The 17347-nt window shown below is 67.7% G+C and carries 19 protein-coding genes and 1 pseudogene; 9 read left to right on the top strand and 11 right to left on the bottom strand.

The genetic code is table 11. The annotated features are described in order from the left end of the window. Nucleotides 1-12 precede the first annotated feature (12 nt). Nucleotides 13-336, top strand: coding sequence for a hypothetical protein (locus AC1DJH_RS13960; protein WP_478186087.1), 324 nt, complete (start codon nucleotides 13-15; stop codon nucleotides 334-336). Here the strand turns inward: AC1DJH_RS13960 and AC1DJH_RS13955 are convergent. The 4 genes from AC1DJH_RS13955 to AC1DJH_RS13940 form a co-directional block, all read right to left on the bottom strand. Next, entirely contained in the window at nucleotides 326-718 is a 393-nt protein-coding gene (locus tag AC1DJH_RS13955) for a DoxX family protein (RefSeq protein WP_478186086.1), read from the bottom strand. The two genes, AC1DJH_RS13960 and AC1DJH_RS13955, sit on opposite strands and share 11 nt — an antisense overlap. A 31-nt stretch (nucleotides 719-749) precedes the next feature. Next, nucleotides 750-1685, bottom strand: coding sequence for a M14 family metallopeptidase (locus AC1DJH_RS13950; RefSeq protein ID WP_435444289.1), 936 nt, complete (start codon nucleotides 1683-1685; stop codon nucleotides 750-752). Nucleotides 1686-1765: 80 nt separating this feature from the next. Then, nucleotides 1766-2968 carry an ammonium transporter gene (locus AC1DJH_RS13945; RefSeq protein WP_435484367.1) on the bottom strand — a complete coding sequence of 401 codons (1203 nt, stop codon included), beginning with the start codon at nucleotides 2966-2968 and terminating at the stop codon, nucleotides 1766-1768. A gap of 150 nt (nucleotides 2969-3118) precedes the next feature. Then, complete coding sequence (locus AC1DJH_RS13940) at nucleotides 3119-4078, bottom strand: LytTR family DNA-binding domain-containing protein (RefSeq protein WP_478186085.1); 960 nt, start codon at nucleotides 4076-4078, stop codon at nucleotides 3119-3121. A gap of 156 nt (nucleotides 4079-4234) precedes the next feature. Here AC1DJH_RS13940 and AC1DJH_RS13935 point away from each other — a divergent pair, with 156 nt between their 5' ends. Further along, nucleotides 4235-5473: an acyltransferase family protein gene (locus tag AC1DJH_RS13935; RefSeq protein ID WP_478186084.1), complete on the top strand. Its 1239-nt coding sequence runs from the start codon at nucleotides 4235-4237 to the stop codon at nucleotides 5471-5473. A gap of 19 nt (nucleotides 5474-5492) precedes the next feature. Here AC1DJH_RS13935 and AC1DJH_RS13930 read toward each other — a convergent pair. Further along, nucleotides 5493-5708, bottom strand: a pseudogene (locus AC1DJH_RS13930) (PaaI family thioesterase); the annotation flags it as partial. A 306-nt stretch (nucleotides 5709-6014) separates the two neighbouring features. Beyond that, on the bottom strand, nucleotides 6015-6941 hold the full coding sequence (locus tag AC1DJH_RS13925; protein WP_478186083.1) for a LysR family transcriptional regulator: 927 nt from the start codon (nucleotides 6939-6941) through the stop codon (nucleotides 6015-6017). A 120-nt stretch (nucleotides 6942-7061) separates the two neighbouring features. On the opposite strand from AC1DJH_RS13925, the gene AC1DJH_RS13920 reads away from it, so the two are divergent. From AC1DJH_RS13920 to AC1DJH_RS13910, 3 genes are all read left to right on the top strand, one after another. Beyond that, on the top strand, nucleotides 7062-8030 hold the full coding sequence (locus AC1DJH_RS13920) for an alpha/beta fold hydrolase (protein ID WP_478186082.1): 969 nt from the start codon (nucleotides 7062-7064) through the stop codon (nucleotides 8028-8030). Nucleotides 8031-8139: 109 nt separating this feature from the next. Next, nucleotides 8140-8931, top strand: coding sequence for an SDR family NAD(P)-dependent oxidoreductase (locus AC1DJH_RS13915; protein WP_435436481.1), 792 nt, complete (start codon nucleotides 8140-8142; stop codon nucleotides 8929-8931). A gap of 141 nt (nucleotides 8932-9072) precedes the next feature. Next, nucleotides 9073-9909 (top strand): hypothetical protein, encoded by an 837-nt coding sequence (locus AC1DJH_RS13910; RefSeq protein ID WP_478186081.1) that lies wholly within the window; start codon nucleotides 9073-9075, stop codon nucleotides 9907-9909. Between the two features lie 29 nt (nucleotides 9910-9938). Here AC1DJH_RS13910 and ylqF read toward each other — a convergent pair whose 3' ends face one another. Continuing rightward, nucleotides 9939-10907 carry a ribosome biogenesis GTPase YlqF gene (gene ylqF, locus AC1DJH_RS13905; RefSeq protein WP_472126290.1) on the bottom strand — a complete coding sequence of 323 codons (969 nt, stop codon included), beginning with the start codon at nucleotides 10905-10907 and terminating at the stop codon, nucleotides 9939-9941. A gap of 213 nt (nucleotides 10908-11120) precedes the next feature. On the opposite strand from ylqF, the gene bamE reads away from it, so the two are divergent. From bamE to AC1DJH_RS13890, 3 genes are all read left to right on the top strand, one after another. Further along, nucleotides 11121-11726 (top strand): outer membrane protein assembly factor BamE domain-containing protein, encoded by a 606-nt coding sequence (gene bamE / locus AC1DJH_RS13900; RefSeq protein ID WP_478186080.1) that lies wholly within the window; start codon nucleotides 11121-11123, stop codon nucleotides 11724-11726. A 146-nt stretch (nucleotides 11727-11872) separates the two neighbouring features. Next, nucleotides 11873-12301 (top strand): CBS domain-containing protein, encoded by a 429-nt coding sequence (locus AC1DJH_RS13895; RefSeq protein WP_435484376.1) that lies wholly within the window; start codon nucleotides 11873-11875, stop codon nucleotides 12299-12301. 118 nt (nucleotides 12302-12419) lie between these two features. Further along, nucleotides 12420-12779, top strand: coding sequence for an HPF/RaiA family ribosome-associated protein (locus tag AC1DJH_RS13890; protein WP_478186079.1), 360 nt, complete (start codon nucleotides 12420-12422; stop codon nucleotides 12777-12779). Between the two features lie 79 nt (nucleotides 12780-12858). Here AC1DJH_RS13890 and AC1DJH_RS13885 read toward each other — a convergent pair whose 3' ends face one another. From AC1DJH_RS13885 to AC1DJH_RS13870, 4 genes are all read right to left on the bottom strand, one after another. Continuing rightward, nucleotides 12859-13782: an SDR family NAD(P)-dependent oxidoreductase gene (locus AC1DJH_RS13885; RefSeq protein ID WP_478186078.1), complete on the bottom strand. Its 924-nt coding sequence runs from the start codon at nucleotides 13780-13782 to the stop codon at nucleotides 12859-12861. A gap of 150 nt (nucleotides 13783-13932) precedes the next feature. Continuing rightward, nucleotides 13933-14313 carry a response regulator gene (locus AC1DJH_RS13880; protein WP_472126318.1) on the bottom strand — a complete coding sequence of 127 codons (381 nt, stop codon included), beginning with the start codon at nucleotides 14311-14313 and terminating at the stop codon, nucleotides 13933-13935. 124 nt (nucleotides 14314-14437) lie between these two features. Then, complete coding sequence (gene gshA / locus AC1DJH_RS13875; RefSeq protein WP_478186077.1) at nucleotides 14438-15997, bottom strand: glutamate--cysteine ligase; 1560 nt, start codon at nucleotides 15995-15997, stop codon at nucleotides 14438-14440. 217 nt (nucleotides 15998-16214) lie between these two features. Beyond that, on the bottom strand, nucleotides 16215-16877 hold the full coding sequence (locus AC1DJH_RS13870; protein WP_435484380.1) for an alpha/beta hydrolase: 663 nt from the start codon (nucleotides 16875-16877) through the stop codon (nucleotides 16215-16217). 155 nt (nucleotides 16878-17032) lie between these two features. Here AC1DJH_RS13870 and AC1DJH_RS13865 point away from each other — a divergent pair, with 155 nt between their 5' ends. Then, the gene (locus AC1DJH_RS13865) at nucleotides 17033-17341 is read left to right on the top strand and encodes a hypothetical protein (RefSeq protein ID WP_478186076.1); all 309 of its coding nucleotides are present in this window, start codon (nucleotides 17033-17035) and stop codon (nucleotides 17339-17341) included. Nucleotides 17342-17347 lie beyond the last annotated feature (6 nt).

Below are 17347 nucleotides of genomic sequence, written 5' to 3'. Positions count from 1 at the left end.
ACCAGGCGAACCATGGCCGATCAACCTCTTTTCACCGAAGCCTGCCTCGACGCAACCTTCGCCCGCGCCACCCGTCGCGAAACCCTGGCAATCCTCAACACCCGCCTGCACCCCGCCCTGCAGAAAATCGTCGCCGCCGAAGTCGCCTCGGGCAACCGCGTCGTCGACGTCGGCATCGACTGGCCCGATGCGGGCTCGGTACACGTGACGCTACACAACCACTTCGACAACCGCCACGCGAACGAAGAAGCCGTCTTCAGCCTCTGCGACGACCCGCATTACTGGCACGCCGACTACGGCACCGCGGCCAAGCCGACGCACCTGCTCATCTGCTGACCGGCGTCTTCTTGGGCCACGCAGACGTGCTCCAGGCAATCAGCGCCAGCAACGCCACCTGCACCGGCAACCGCACCACGAGCGCCCAGTACGGCACGTTCGCAAACAGCTCCGGCCTCTGCAGCATGTAGAAATGCGCCGGCGTCACCGCAAGGGTGAGCAGGAACAGCCCGACGCCTGCAGCCCGCCGCGTGGGCCGCCACAGCAGCCCGGCCGCGCCCATCAGCTCGAACACCCCGCTCACCAGCACCACCGCGCGCGGCCACGGGATGTACGGGGGCACGATGCGCATCTCGGTCTCGGTCAGGGCGAAGTGCGCCACGCCGCCGATGGCGAACCACAGGAAGACGAACGCGAGCCCCGCCACGCGCCAGCGGCTCATGGCGGGCACCGCGTTCATCGAGCGGCCGGCATTACAGCGGCTTGGTGAGGTACACCGCCTCGCGCCCGACGATCGTGCGCTGCGCCGGCATGAAGATGGTGCAGTCGTCGCACAGCGCGCGAATTTCTTCCGCGCCGTTGGTCGCGATCAGCTCGCCCTTGGCGAAGGTCTCGAAGCCGATCAGCGGGCGCACGAAGGCAAAGTCTTCCGACTTGATGACGTAGGTCTGCAGCAGCTCGAAGCGCCGTTGCGGCTCGGGCGCCGGGTTGGCCGGGTTCTGGTCGACGAGGCCGAAGTACGCAAGAAAGTCGTAGGTGACGGCGGTCGCCAGTTCCGACGCCGAGCGCAGGAAGTGCTGGCCGCACTCGACCACCATCGCCACGCCCTTGCCGTCAGGGCCGCCGTGGCTGCCGTACTGGATCAGCGGCGTACCCGAGCCCAGGCCGTCGGGCATCACGAGGTGCACCGACGGGCGGCCGATGGCCAGCGCGACCTTGGCGTTGCGCTCGAAGGCCGGGTACACCCAGAACGGCACCACCGGCTGGCTGGTCGAGTGGATGTCCAGGATGTGGTCGGCCGCGTCCACCACCGGGCGCAGGATGCGCGCGCGGCGCAGCTCGGGGCTGTCTTCCGTGCCGTCGAGCCACTCGGGCGACCAGATGCGGTTGAGGTTGTGCACGATCTGGCGGCTGTCGTAGGGCGACTCTTCCTTGAACGACTCGTAGGCGTCGATGTTGGCGAAGGCCACGGTGAGCGTGCCGATCTTGGGGCGCACGTTGTTGTCCAGCAGGTGCGTGGCGGCCGTCATGCCGCAGATCTCGTTGCCGTGCGTGAGCGCGTTGATCAGCACGTGCGGGCCGGGCTTGCCGGACTCGAAGCGGTGCACGTAGTCGATGCCGACGTTGCCCTTGCGGTAGGCGGAGAGATCGCGGGGGAGGACTTCGAGGGCGGGGGGAGATTGGGTCATGAGGCTGTGGGGAGTGGACGAAGCAGCAGGCAAGTTTGCTACAGATAGCCGTTTCGCGCCTCGCACGCCGCCAGGGCCCATTACCAGTTCACCTCCCGCTCCGGCGTCGCCGAAATGTGGTGGATCGACAGGTCCGCCCCGTCGAATTCCTCTTCCTGCGTGAGCCGCAGCCCCACCGCCTTCTTCAGCGCGCCGTACACCGCCCAGCCCGCCAGGCCCGCCCACGCCACCCCCATCACCGTGCCGATGAGCTGCGCCCACAGGTTCACCCCGCCGATGCCGCCCAACGCCTGCGTGCCGAAGATGCCCGCGGCGATGCCGCCCCAGGTGCCGCACAGGCCGTGCAGCGGCCACACGCCGAGCACGTCGTCGATCTTCCATTTGTTCTGCACCAGCGTGAACATGCTGACGAAGATGGCGCCGGCCACGCCGCCCACCACCAGCGCGCCCAGCGGGTGCATCAGGTCGGAGCCCGCGCACACGGCCACCAGACCCGCGAGCGGGCCGTTGTAGACGAAACCCGGGTCGTTCTTGCCCATGGCCAGGGCCACCAGCGTGCCGCCGACCATCGCCATCAGCGAGTTGACGGCCACCAGCCCCGAGATCTTGTCGATGCTCTGCGCGCTCATCACGTTGAAGCCGAACCAGCCCACGCACAGCACCCACGCGCCCAGCGCCAGGAACGGAATGTTCGACGGCGGATGCGCGCTGAGCGAGCCGTCGCCGCGGTAGCGGTTGCGGCGCGCGCCCAGCAGCAGCACGGCCGGCAGCGCGAGCCAGCCGCCCACGGCGTGCACGACCACGGAACCGGCGAAGTCATGGAACTCGTGCCCCGTGAGCGAGGCGATCCAGCCCTGGATGCCGAAGTGCCGGTTCCAGGCAATGCCTTCGTACAGCGGATAGACGAAGCCGACGATCACCGCCGTGGCGATGAGCTGCGGCCAGAACTTGGCGCGCTCGGCAATGCCGCCCGAGATGATGGCCGGGATGGCCGCCGCGAAGGTGAGCAGGAAGAAGAACTTCACCAGCTCGTAGCCGCTTCGTGCCGCCAGTTCGGTGGCGCTCACGAAGAAATGCGTGCCGTAGGCCACGCCATAGCCCACCAGGAAGTACACGATGGTCGACACCGAGAAGTCGACCAGGATCTTCACGAGCGCATTGACCTGGTTCTTCTTGCGCACGGTGCCCAGTTCGAGAAAGGCAAAACCGGCGTGCATGGCCAACACCATGATGGCGCCGAGAAGAATGAACAGCGCGTCAGCGCCCTGTTTGAGTGCGTCCATGGAAGCTTCTTGCAGTTTTTGGTTTGAATTGGTGCGTCGCACCCGAATCACGCGGAGCGGCAGCCAAACCAAGCAAAAATGGTGCCTGATGGCTCTTTGATGGTGCGAAATGAACCAAACAAGGGCCTTCCGGGCCCTTCGCGCACCGGATCAGCCCGTGCCGGCGCGCAGCGCGTCACGGTAGCGGCGGCTGCAGGGCACGGTGGTGCCGTCGTGCATGTGCAGCCGGGCGTCGCCGCCGTCGAGCGGCTCGATTTCCTTGATGCGGCCCAGGTTGACCGCATGGCTGCGGTGCACGCGCGCGAAGGTGGCGGGGTCGAGCTGGGCCAGGAAGTCGGTGAGCGTGGCGCGCAGCAGGTAGTCGTGGCCGTTCACATGCAGGCCGACATAGTTGCCTTCGGCCTGCAGCCAGTCGATGTCGGTGGCGGCAATGAGGAATTCGCGGCGCAGCTTGCGCACCAGGAAGCGCTCGGGCCGGGCGAGCGGCGGCGGCGGCGATGGCGATGTCGCGGGCGCATCCGGCACGGAGGGCTCGGCTCCCTCCGGTTCCGACTGCACCTGGTGCGGCACCGGCACATGGGACACGCCCTCCTCCGGCGCATCGAGCACCCGCGCCTCCCCCTGCAGGCGCAGCAGGAACAGCCGGTACGCCCAGATGCCGAAGACGATGCTGGCGTAAGCGCGCACGTCCTTCAGGTACTCGTAGCCCCACTGCGCGGCCCAGCCGGCAAAGTCGTAGTGCGCGCCGGCCAGGGCGTAGACCAGCGCCCTCAGCCCGAACATGCCCGCCACGTGGGCCAGGCTGAACGCCACGCTGCCCGCCGCATGCAACACCACAAAGCGCGCCAGATGGCCGCGAACCAGCGGCGACAGCCGGCGCTCGATGAAGACCAGCGCAGGCACCAGCAGCAACAGCATCAGGTGGCTCGAAACTTCCCAGGCGATGACCTCCCAGTTGGCGGCCGGCACGGCGCGGGTGCGCATGTCGACGATGGCCACCATCGTGCCGAACACGGCCTGCAACCCCATCAGCACGATCCAGAACGCCACCTCCACGGGACGGCGGATCGGCTCGTAGCGTTCGTACAGGTTCTTGCGTGGGTCGCCCATGGGCTGGAATTCTCGCGAAAAGGGGCCCAGGGGCGGCCGGGTTTCGTCCCTCCGGGCCACCGCTCGTCACAAAGCGGGGGCGGTCCGTCCCACAGGTGCGCCGCGCAGCGTCCATGGGCCGGAGCATCGCGGCTTCTTTGCTTCGAGGAGCCTGCGATGAGCACCACCACCACCCCGGACGCCCGCCGTCACGACATCGACGCCCTGCGCGCCATGGCCTTCCTGTTCGTCATCCTGTATCACGTGGGCATGTACTACGTGGCCGGCTGGCACTGGCACCTGAAGAGTCCGCATGCCGCCGAATGGCTGCAATGGCCGATGGTGGCGCTCAACCTCTGGCGCATGGACCTGGTGTTCTTGGTCTCGGGCGTCTCGCTCGGCTTCCTGAGCCGGGGCCAGGGCACCTGGGCGCTGCTGCGCAGCCGGGGCGTGCGGCTGATGCTGCCGCTGGCCTTCGGCATGGCGGTGATCGTGCCGTACCAGGCCTATGCCCAGGGCGTGGCCAACGGGCTGGTGGCGCCGGGCTTCGGCGCCTTCCTGCTGCGCTACCTGCCGATGACCGCGCCCTGGCCCAGGCAGGCCTTCGACGGCGCGGAATTCGGCATCACATGGAACCACCTCTGGTACCTGCCCTACCTGTTCGCGTACACGGCGCTGGTCGCGCTGACGCTGCCGCTGTGGCGTTGCGCCGCCGGGCAGTGGCTGCGCCGCGCGTTCAACGGGCTGCGCGGCTGGAGGCTGCTGTTGCTGCCGGTGGTGCCGTTGCTTGTCTTCACCATGCTGCTGGCCGCGCGCTTTCCGGGCACCCACAACTTCGTGCGCGACTTTCATTTGCACAGCATCTACTTCACGCTGTTTCTCTACGGCTACTGGATGGGCCTGGACACGGGGGTATGGAAGGAACTGGAGCGGCTGCGCCGCGTGTCGCTGGCGCTGGCCGTGGCGGTGATCGCCGTGTTCATCGCACTGCGCGCCGGCGCGAAGGGTCCGGTGACGGGCCCGGTGGCCGACCTGCTGCGCGTGCTCTACCTGTGGCTGATGGTCGCCACCATCCTGGGCCACGCCCATCGCCACCTGAACCGGCCGTGGCCGTGGCTGCGTTGGGCCAACGAGTCGGTGTACCCGTGGTACGTGCTGCACCAGACGCTGATCGTCGTCGGCATCACCGTGCTGGCACCGCTCGCACTCGGCCCGGTCGTCGAGCCCGCCCTGCTGGTGGCGTCGACGCTTGCAGGTTGCTGGCTGCTGACCGACGGGCTGATCCGCCGCGTCAGCTTCCTACGGCCGCTGTTCGGGCTGAAGCGCGCGAAGAAGCCTGGGCAGCCGGCTTCGCCGCAGCCACTTTCGGATCGTCCACCGGAACCAGGATGGCGTTCCCCGTCGCCACGAGCTTGAGCGCATCGCCTTCGCCCTGCGCATAGAGCTCGGCGGTCGCGAACACCTGCTTGCGCCCCGCCTTCACCACCCGCCCGCGCGCCACGAACGCCCGGCCCACGGCGGGCGAGATGCAGTTCACCGAGAAATGAGACGCCAGCACGCGCCCGGCCACGGTGGCGGCCGCGAAGCCGCTCACGGTGTCGAGCAATGCGCCGATCAGCCCCGCGTGCAGGAAGCCGGCGTACTGGCCCATGTCTTCCTCGCGAAAGTTCATGCGCAACTCGGCTTCGCCGTTGGCGGCGCTGACGGCTTCGAAGCCGGCCCAGCGGTTGAAGGCGGCGGTCTTGTTGATGGCCTGGATGGTGTCGAGCATGGCGGTGTGTCCTGGGGTTGACGGCAATGCAGTCCACTCTAGGAAGCACCGCCGGCATCCGCCGTCGCGCGCGCGACGAGACATGCGCGCACGGTTACCTTGGCGACACGCACCACCGCATCGCGTTGTCACACCGCCTCGGCCGATCGTTGTCGAAGGCCTGCCCAGCCGTCGTTCGGCAGAGACTCACCTGTCCACCGCGGCCACCTCGCCTTCCACCAGCGGCGAGTCTTGAAGAGCATCGACCAGGAAGTCGACCATCACCCGGACCTTCGCGCTGAGGTGCCGACGGCTTGCATAGATCGCCAGGATGTCGACGGGCGGCATGTGATAACCGGGCATGACCTCGACCAATCGGCCGGCCCGCACATCCTTGCCGATCACGAAGCTCGGTTGCCAGATGACGCCGGCACCGGCGAGCGCCGCGGCGCGGGCGGTCTCGCCATTGTTGGCGCGCAGGGCCCAGCGCACGCACACCGATTCCAGCGTTCCGCCGGGGCCGGCGAACTGCCACTCGTCGGAGGTTGCACCGTAGGTGTAGCCGAGGCACGGATGCCGGGCAAGGTCTGCCGGGACCTCGGGCATGCCATGGGCCGCAAGGTATCCGGGCGAGGCGCAGACCAGGTTGGGCGAGCGGCCCAGGCGCCGTGCGATGTGGTTGCCCGAGGTGGTGCGCGAGATGCGGATGGCCAGGTCGTAACCCTCTTCGACGATGTCGACCACGCGGTCGATGAGCGCAATGTCGAGCTCGACGTCGGGGTACTTCGCCATGAACTTCGGCCACAGGGGCGCCAGCACCAGGCTGCCGAAACTCAGGGGCGCGTTGATGCGCAGGCGCCCTCGCGGCTGCAGCGACGCGGTGGTCGCCAGGGCCTCGGTCTCCGCCACTTCTTCGAGGATCGACTTCGCCCGGTCGAACAGCGCTTCGCCGCCTTCGGTGAGCGACAGGCGGCGCGATGTGCGGTTGATGAGCCGCGTGCGCAGGTGGGCCTCCAGCTCGTTGACGTAGCGCGTCACGTTGGCCGGGGAGGTGTCCAGCGCGTCGGCCGCCTTGGTGAAACTGCCCCGCGCCACCACGGTGACGAACACCTCGTAAGCACGCAATCGGTCCATGAGCGCCTCGTCCAATCATTCATGAAAGCTGAATGAGTAAACCACTTTTGGGCTCTTTCTGGAAGTGAAGCTGAATCATAAATTCACGTCACTCCACAACCGACAGAAAGGAAGTTCCGCATGAACCCCACCAATTCGACCCCCGCCGCCCCGGTGCCCACCCGCCGTACGCTGCTTGCCGGCGCGGTCGCCGTCGGCGCCGCCCTGACCCTGACCCTGGGCCGCGCCGCACACGCGGCACCCGCCGCCGACGCGGTGCCGGGCTTCCGCTCGGGCAGCGCGGAGGTGAACGGCACGCGCATCCACTACCGCATCGGCGGCAGCGGACCGACCGTCGTGCTGCTGCACGGCTACGCCGAGACCGGGCACATGTGGAACCCGCTGATGCCGCTGCTGGCCAGGACGCACACCGTGGTCGTGCCCGACCTTCGGGGGGCGGGCGATTCCTCCAAGCCCGAGACGGGCTATGGCAAGAAGAACATGGCCGTCGACATCCACGAGCTGGTGCGCTCGCTCGGCATCCGCAGCGTGAGCATCGTCGGCCACGACATCGGCTTGATGGTGGCCTACGCGTATGCCGCGCAGTTTCCTTCGGAGACCGACAAGGTGGTGCTCATGGACGCCTTCCTGCCCGGCATCGGCGCATGGCAGAACGTCTGGCTCCTGCGCGACCTGTGGCATTTCCATTTCCACGGTGCAACGCCGCTGGCGCTTGTGAAGGGGCGCGAGCGCATCTACTTCGAGCACTTCTGGAACGACTTCGCGGCCAACCCCAGGCACTCGGTGCCCGAAGCCGACCGGCAGTTCTACGCCAGGGCCTATGCGCAACCCGGCGGCATGCGTGCGGGGTTTGAATATTTCAAGGCTTTCGAGCAGGATGCAGCCGAGTTCGCCGAACTGGGCAAGACGCCGCTGCCCATGCCGATGCTGGTGCTCTCCGGCGAGAAGGCCGGCGGAACCTTCCTGATCGAACAGGCAAGGATGGTCGCGACCCAGGTGCAGGGCGTGATCGTCAAAGGCTCCGGACACTGGCTGATGGAAGAGGCGCCAGAGCAGGTCATTCCGGCATTGGTCAACTTCCTGGGCTAGCGGCAAAGCCGCCTCGGCAGGGGCGCGACAGAAACCTCGCCACCCTGCGTGCGGCACGAACAGCAGAGCTCGACGAACACGACCGTCACATCAACCAAGGAGAACCTAAATGGACCTGCAACTCGATGGGAAGCTCGCCCTGGTGAGCGGAAGCACCGCCGGCATCGGCTACGCAATTGCGCACACGCTGGCCCAGGAAGGCGCAAGCGTGATCGTGAACGGCAGATCGCAGGCGGCGGTCGACGAGGCGGTGGAGCGCATCCGCTCGGAAACGAAAGGCACGGTGCTCGGCCATGCCGGCGACCTCAGCCGGGCGGACGCCGCCGAGGAACTCGTGCGCCGCCACGCCGGCATCGCCATCCTGGTCAACAACCTGGGCATCTTCGAGGCCAAGGCCTTCGAAGATATTCCCGATGAAGACTGGCAGCGCTTCTTCGACGTCAACGTGCTGAGCGGCGTTCGCCTTGCACGCCTGGTGCTGCCGCAGATGAAGCGGGCGAACTGGGGCCGGATCATCTTCATCTCGAGCGAAAGCGCGGTGCAGATCCCGACCGAGATGATTCACTACGGCATGACGAAGACCGCGCAACTCGCGGTGTCGCGCGGGCTGGCGGAATCGGTCGCCGGGACGAACATCACCGTCAACAGCGTGCTGCCGGGTCCGACGAAATCGCGCGGCGTCGGCGACTTCGTGGAAGGCATGGCACGCTCGAGCGACAAGAGCTTCGAGCAGGTCGAGGCAGAGTTCTTCGAGCACGTTCGCCCGACCTCGCTGATCAAGCGCTTCGCTTCGCCGCAGGAGGTGGCCTCGCTCGTGGCCTACGTGGCAAGTCCGCTCGCGTCGGCGACCACGGGCGCGGCCCTTCGCGTCGACGGCGGCGTCGTCAAGAGCGCCTTCTGACGAAGGCGCTGGCGCTATAGGAGCAGTGGACGGCCGCAAGCCTGCGCGCCGCGCATGCGCCTTCCTCAGTTGCACGTCAGGCCCGCGTGGCATCCTCTGGCGCCCGAACGCTCAGTCCGCATTTGCATGGGAGAAGACAACGTGAGATGGATCCATCGGCGAGGCGCGCTGGCCCTTTCGGCCGCCTGCGCCGCCTCTGCCCTGCTGGCCGCGTCGGGCTGCGGGCAGCACAGCGCGACCGCGGCTTCCGCGCCGGAGCCCGCCGCGCCGCCCGCCCCCGGCAGCATCGCCGTCACGCAGGAGGACATCGACTGGTTCCGCCGCAGCAAGGCCGAATGGATCAACTGCGAATCGGGTGCGCCCGCCATCGTTCCGCCCGACCTGTCGCTCGCGCAGTTCGGCGAAGCGCTCGACGGCGGCGATGCGCGGGTCCTGCCCGCGTTCGACCGCTTCGTGCGCGTGACCTCGGCGCTCTTCCTGTACGCGAGCTTCGCGCCCGGGCACTACGGCTTCCTGCCGCCCTTCGAGCAGCGTGCCGCCTTCGACGTGACGGCTGAGCACATCCGGCTGCTGCAGCACGCGAACTGGCGCACCTTCATGATCGACTGCAAGCGCCCGTACGGCGACTTCACGCACTACCAGATCGACATGGCCGACATCCTCGGCCTGCCGGTGGCCAAGGACGCCAAGGGCCATGCGCAGATCGGCAAGGACGCGGAGAAACGCATGGATGCCCTGCACGAGGAGATGCTCTACGCCCTGCAGGCCTACATCCGCTTTGCGCGCCTGAGCCCCGGGCGCTACGTGGTGCCCGAGCGCGGCCTGTCGCAGACGGTGGGCCGCCCGCTGTGCCGGCCGGTGTCGGCCACGCGCATTGCGCTGTACCAGCGTGCGCTGGCCGCCGCCGGGCCCCACCCCGATTCACGCCGGACCGCGGCGCTCAACGAAGCCGCCGGGGCGCTGTTCGCGCTGGATTGAGCAAGCCGGGGCCGGCGGGCCCTGCGGGTTCAGGCCGGGTCGGCGGCCTCTGGCGCGGGCTCGCCGCCGCCCTTGCGCTTCTTGCTGCGCGCGGCCTTCTTCGCCGCGCGCTCGGCATCGGCAAGCTGCCCCGCGGCGAGCCACTGCGCGAACTCTTCGGGCGTCTCGAGCGTCACGCGGCCGAAGTTGCCGGCACGGAACTCGTGCATCACGATCTCCGCCGCCTTCTGCAGGTTGACCTTGCCCTTGCCCAGCAACGCGCCGCGCTTGCGGCCGATGGTGTCGAGCAGGTCTTCGTCTTTCATGCCGGCCATGGTCTCGGCGTCGAGCTCCACCAGCTTGAAACGCGCCGCCACGCCGGCGGCGTAGTGGGCCTTGAGATAGCTGAGCAGCTCGAGCGCCACCTCTTCCTCGTCGAAGGCATTGCGCCCGATCGCGCCGCTGGCGGCCAGGTTGTAGCCGCTCTTGGGCACGACGATGCGCGGCCACAGCATGCCGGGCGTGTCCCACAGGTAGAAGTCGTCGGCCAGCGTGATGCGCTGCTCGAGCTTGGTGATGCCGGCCTCGTCGCCAGTCTTGGCCTTGCGCCCGCCGATGAGCGTGTTGATGAGGGTGGACTTGCCCACGTTCGGAATGCCGCAGATCAGCACGCGCATCGGCTTGGCCATGCCGCCGCGGTTGGGCGACAGTTCATGGCAGGCTTTCACCAGCTGCTGCGCGGGCGCGGTCTGGCTCGCGTCCAGCCCGATGGCGCGGGTGGCCGGCAGCGCGTTGTAGTGCGCCAGCCAGTGCGCAGTGCGCACAGGGTCGGCCAAGTCCTGCTTGTTGAGCACCTTGACGCTGGGCCGGCCGGCCGTGAGCTCGGCCAGCATCGGGTTGGCACTGGAGCCGGGCAGTCGCGCGTCGAGCAACTCGATGACCACGTCGATGTCCTTCACCCGCTCGGTGATGGCCTTCTGGGTCGAATACATGTGACCGGGGAACCACTGGATCGCCATCGGTGGGCTTCTTTCTCTTCGCGCTGTCGCTGTCTGGAATGGAGGGCCTCTACGGGGCCGGGTGCGCATTGTGGCCCCGGAACCTGAACGTAACCTTGTTGCTACGTTTTCGATAGCTGCAGGCAGGCATTCTGCCTTCGCCCGCGACAGCTTCGATCCTAGAATCCGCGCGCTGCCCGCGCAGCCATTCCAACAAGCATCCGAGGGAAACCCATGTCCAAGCGCCTTGCCGCTGCCGCCCTGCTGGCAGCCACCACCTTGCTCGCCCCCGCAGCCCATGCACAGCGGCCCGCCCCGCCGGCCGGCCCGCTGATCAGCGGCTACCTGTGCTGCAACATGCGCACCTACGGCGATTCGATCAGCGACATCAACTACGACGAACAGGGCACGCGCATCGTGGCGGTGGGCACCCCCGCGCGCATCACGGCCTACGACTTCCGCTGGTTCAGCCTGGAGCTGGGCGGCAAGCCGCAGCGCATCAAGAACGACTACAGCCGCAACATCGCCCTGCCCGCCTTCGCGCAGCGCTACGTGGTCACCGAAGACCCGAAGCAGAAGATGGCGGCCTTCCCGCCGGCCGTGCGCGACGCCATCCTCGCGGTGAAGCTGCGGCCCGGCATGACGCGCGAACAGGTGCTGATGGCCATCGGCTACCCGGTGGCCAGCGAGAACCCGAGCCTGGACGCGCCGGTATGGCGCTACTGGCGCGACAGCTGGTCGGAGTTCCAGGTGAGCTTCGACGACCAGGGCCTGGTGAAGGCGGTGGTGGGCGACCCGGTCACGCTCAGCCGCATGCTCGCGGCACCGGCGCAGCCATAAGTTCTCGCGCATTGCCTGCGGGCGCGCACGCAGGCAATCCCCTAGAGGTTTTTGCATCGCGGCGACGGGTATCACCCCTATCATTTGACCGAGTGCGGCGCCCGAGCGTCGGTCGAATCGACAACCCTTTGATGGAGTGACCCGCGATGAAACCCGTCTCCGAACTGCTCAAGCGCCATGATTCCGCAGCATGGCGCACCTCCCCCGACACCAGCGTGTTCGACGCGCTGTCCACCCTGGCGCACTTCGAGGTGGGCGCCCTGATGGTGATGGACGGCGAGAAGCTGGTGGGCTTTCTTTCCGAGCGCGACTACACCCGCAAGGTGGCGCTGCAGGGCAAGAACTCCAAGGAAGTGAAGGTGCGCGACATCATGACGCCCGACGTGATGACCGTGACGCCACAGACCCGCACGCGCGCCTGCATGGCGCTCATGAGCCAGCGCAAGTTCCGCCACCTGCCGGTGGTCGACGGCGACAAGGTGGTCGGCATGATCTCCATCCAGGACCTGATGGACGACATCATCGCGGACCAGGAAACGACCATCGAGCAGTTGACCACCTACATCCAGAGCTGAGCAAATCCGCCGCATTGCGGACCCTGCCCGGCGCGTGGGTAGGGAATAGACCTACGCGCACCCGGGTGCCGCAGGGCGCACAGTGGAGCTTCGTTCATCCATCCAGCAGGGACATTGCATGCAGATTCAGGTCAACACGAGCAACGGTATCGAGAACAAGGGCACGCTGGAACGCTGGGCCGACACAGAGCTCAAGCAGCACCTGAGCCGCTTCGCCGAAGACGTGACGCGCGTCGAGGTGCATCTGAGCGACGAGAACCACGACAAGGCCGGCGCGGCAGACAAGTGCTGCGTGATGGAGGCGCGCCTGGCGCACCACAAACCGCTCGCTGTGACGCAACATGCCGCCAGCCTCGACGAGGCCTTCCGCGGCGCGGCCGACAAGCTCAAGCGTCTGCTCGACAGCACGCTGGGCCGCCTGAACAACCACCGCGACCGCGAGTCGATCCGCACGGACCCGAGCTTCATCGCGGAATAAGCCCCTCTCCTCGGTCCTCCCCGGTCCTCGCAGGTCCTAGCACCGGGGAGGCCCAAGGCCCAGCCGCCGGTCTGGCGACTCAGCCCCGCTTCGCGTTCGCCATCGCCTTGCCGACCTCGTTGGTGCCCTGCGCCGCACCGCTCTGCGGCACCACTTCACCTTCGCGAGAGGTCACCTCGGCCAGCCGCGCGGCCAACTGTTCGGGCGCGTCGGAGCCGATGCCCACCCAGGCGCCCTGCGTCATCGTGATGTACGCGGCTTCGAAAGTGCCGGCTCCCGCGCACAGGATGGTGCGGTTGGGCGCGTCCTGCGCGGCAAGCACCAGCATCGCGGGCACCACGGCTTCGGGCTTGAGCGCGTCCAGCACCTCCTGCGGCATCAGGCCTTCGGTCATGCGCGTGGCGGCGGTGGGTGCCAGGCAGTTCACGCGGATGTCGTTCTTTGCGCCTTCGATGCTCAGCGTCTGCATCAGCCCCACCAGCGCAAGCTTGGCCGCGCCGTAGTTGCTCTGGCCGAAGTTGCCGTACAGGCCCGACGACGACGTGGTCATCACGATGCGGCCGTACTTCTGCTCGTTCATGAGAGCCCAGACGGCCTTGGTGCAGTTCACGGCGCCCATCAGGTGCACGTCGACCACCAGCTTGAAGTCGTCCAGCTCCATCTTGGCGAAGCTCTTGTCACGCAGGATGCCTGCGTTGTTGACGAGGATGTCCACGCGGCCCCAGGCGTCGACCGCCTGCTTGACCATGGCCTGCACCGCTTCGAAATCGGTGACGGAAGCGCCATTGGCGATGGCCTCGCCGCCCGCCGCCTTGATCTCGTCGACCACCGCCTGCGCGGCGCTCACCGAGCCGCCGGAGCCGTCGCGCGCACCGCCCAGGTCGTTGACCACCACCTTGGCGCCGCGCGCGGCCAGGGCCAGCGCATGCTGGCGGCCCAGGCCGCCGCCCGCGCCGGTCACGATGGCCACGCGGCCCTTGAAGTCGATGTTGTTGCTGCTCATGTCTCTGTGTCGCTTTCCTGGGGAGTTGCCGTTGTTTCGTCGCCGCCTGGGGCGGCAGCGTGGCGTTTTAACCCAGAAAAGCACCCGCGCGCAGTCCCCCGCGCAGAAGACAAGTCACACCGGCGTCAGGCCTGTGCCTTCATTCGCCGGTCAATGGCGGGCCGAGCGCAGCTGCTCGAAATACGCCACCAGCTGGTCGAGTTCGGCCGACTTGTCGAAGAAGGCATCCGCGCCCAACTGTTGCGAGCGCGCCCGCATGTCGGCGGTGGCGTAGTTGCTCAGCACGACCACCTTCTGGTGCGGCGCGCGGTTGCGGCAGGCGCGGATCACGCCCAGGCCGTTGCCACGCTGGAGGAACAGGTCGACGATGGTGAGGTCCCAGTCGTCGGCATGAAGCCGCAACCAGCTGACGGCTTCTTCCTCCGTGCTGGCCGACGCCACGACATGCGCGTCTGCCACGTCTTCGAGAAAGCCCACCAGGTTCTCCCTGATTACCGGACTGTCTTCGACGAGGTAGGCCTTGAATGTCATGGCAGCCATCGTCGCTGCGCAACGGATGCGCGCGGTGGGCGATGCGGGCCAATGCCTGTAGGCCATCCGCCACCGCCCCTGTCGTCATGCGAAGGGGCGCGAGGCGAAAGGAAGGACGAAAGTGCTAGGCGGCGAGCGCCACGCGGCCGCGCGCCATGCCCAGGCGCGCGGGCGAGACGTACTGCTCGCGGTAGATTTCGAAGGGCATCGTGTCTGCCGCCTCGATGCGCTTCTGCGCCTGGATCGACTCGGCGGTCATCTGCTCGAACTCGGCTTGCAGCGCCGCCGGGAACGGCAGGTCGAGCAGTTGCGTGCGGGTCTGCTCGGACTGGGCGCGCACGAAGCCCACGAAGGAATTGCCGTGCGCGTTCTCGATGGCCGCGAGCACGCGCGCCGAGGGCAGGCTGTCGGGGTTGCGCAGCGCGGCCCGGGCGGCATGCACCGCGTCGGCGTGCAGCGTGCCGCCGCCCTGCGCCGCGTCCAGCGCCACCGCAATGGGCAGGCACTGTTCGACCAGCTCCGCGCCCCAGTCGGCCAGCGACACTTCACGCCCGTCGCGCTGCAACTGCAGGCCCGGTTCGCGGCCGCGCGCGGCCGTGAGGTGCTGGTTGTGCGCGAGCTCGGCAATTTCCTGCGGGGTGTCGTCGGCGCTGTCGCTCAGCAGGCAGTGCAGCAGGAACACGTCGATGAAGCGCATGGTCTGCGCATTGATGCCGACAGTCTCGAAGGGGTCGAGGTCCATCAGGCGCACTTCGACGTACTCCACGCCGCGTTCGCGCAGCGCGTGCAGCGGCCGCTCGCCAGGGTGGATCACGCGCTTGGGGCGGATGGTGCCGTAGAACTCGTTCTCGATCTGCAGCAGGCTGGTGGCCAGCTGGTTGTAGTCGCCGCCCAGGTTGCGGATGCCGATGGCCTCGTAGGCCGGCCAGGGTCGCGTGAGCGCGTCCTGCAGCGAGGCGCCGTAGCCGTCCAGGCTGTTGTAGCTCACGGCCAGCAAGGCCTGCGCGTCGCTCTGGTAGCCCAGCCGCCCCATGCGCAGCGAGGTGCCGTGCGGCATGAACATGCTGCCGTCGCCCAGCGGCTGCAGCTCGTGCGGGCGGCCCGCCACGAAGCTCGAACACAGCGCCGGCGAGGCGCCGAACAGGTACAGCAGCAGGAAGGCGTGGCGGCGGAAATTGCGGATCAGCGCGAAGTACTGTTCGCTCGACACGTCGGGCAGCGACCAGTTGTAGTGAATGCCCGAGATGGTCTGCATGCGGCGGCCATAGCGGTGGCTCAGGCCCATGCGGTAGACGCTCTTGGCGCGGCCCACGTTCGAGGAGCCGTAGCGCCCGATGGGAATGGTCTCGTCGGTCGGCAGGCCGCAGGGCATGCTGGAGACCCACAAACGCTCGTCGCCCAGCGTGTCGAGCACGCGGTAGGTGAACTGGTGCACCCGGGTGAGCTCTTGCAGGGCCGCGTCGACGTTGGCGTGAACGCCGGTGATGAGCTCGAGCTGCGATTCGCTGAAGTCGGTCGTGATGTGCGGATGCGTGAGCGCGGAGCCCAGGGCCTCGGGGTGCGGCGTGAGCGCGAGCTTGCCGTCGGGGAGCGCGCGCAGGCTTTCCTTCTCGATGCCGCGGCGCATGCCCTGGAGGCGTGCGGCTGAAAGTGCACCCAACCTCTCCTGCAATCTGTTGCTCATATTGTTATGACCCATCAATCTTCTGAGGGGCTGGAAGGTAGCACGGGCGCGCGGGCGTTGCTTGCGCAGGGAATCCCGGCCTTTGCCAGCCTGTCAAGCGCTATGTTTTTGATAGCTACACACATCAGAAAAACGCCCGTTGGCGCCTCGAACGGCTTGTGAAATACCGCCATGGCGCGGCTGGCCGGCCATGTCGCGCTGCGGCGCCCTGCAAGACTCAGCCGAGCACGCGCAGCAGGAAGCGGTTGAGGTCGGCAATTTCCTCCATGCACACCGAATGCGCCATGGTGTATTCGTGCCATTCCACCGTGTGGCCCAGCGCGGCCAGCGCATCGCGCGAGCGCAACGCAGCGGCAAGGGGCACCACCGGGTCTTGCCGGCCATGGGCCAGGAACACAGGCGTCTCGTGGTTGGCCGCATGGCGCTCGGCCGCCGTGGTGGCGGCAATGGGCAGGTAACCCGAGAGGCCAACGATGCCGGCCAGGCGCTCGGTGTGGCGCAGGCCGGTCATGAGGGCCATGGCGCAGCCTTGAGAAAAGCCGGCCACCACGATGCGCTCGGCGGCGATGCCGCGGGCTTTCTCGCCGGCGATGAGCGCCTCGATGGCGGCCTGCGAACGGCGCAGGCCGGCCTCGTCTTCCTGGCTCGACAGGTCGGGCGCGGCAATGTCGTACCAGGCGGGCATCTGGTAGCCGCCGTTGATGGTCACCGGAATGACCGGCGCATTCGGGAACACGAAGCGCACCGGGCCCACGCCCGACAGGTCGAGTTCGTTGACCAGGGACACGAAGTCGTTGCCGTCGGCGCCCAGGCCGTGCATGACGATCACCGTGGCGGTGGGATGGGGGGCGGTTTCGATCTCGATGGGGGGACGGGACATGATCAGGCGAAGGTGTTCAGAAAGCGGATGGCAGCACCTTAGCGCATCCGGGGTCTGCCAGAGCGCAACCGGGGGCATGGAAACGGCGGGTTGGCTGACTTGCACGCCGTGCCGCCGCGCTCAACATCGTGGGCAAAGACACCAAGGAAATCCACGTGAGCCAATCCCTCCCCATGGTCGAGACCAAGCTGGCCGGCGTCGTGCTCGTGTGCGGCGAGTGCGAAGAACGAAAGGACGGCCCCACCAAACTCACAGCCCGCCAGGTGCGCAAGGAACTCAAGCACGGCCTGTCGCACATGCCGGTGCGCCTGCGCGTGGTGCAGTGCAGCTGCCTGGGCCTGTGCCCGAAGAAGGCGATGGCGCTGGCGGCCGTGGCGCAGGGCCACGCCCCGCTGGCCGCCGAGATGTGCCGCGACGGCGACGTGGAGGCCTTTGCCAAGGTGCTGGCCAAGTCCCTGAAATGACGCCGC

Source organism: Variovorax sp. 10N412 (assembly GCF_056394985.1).
This window is presented reverse-complemented; position numbering and strand designations above follow the sequence as displayed.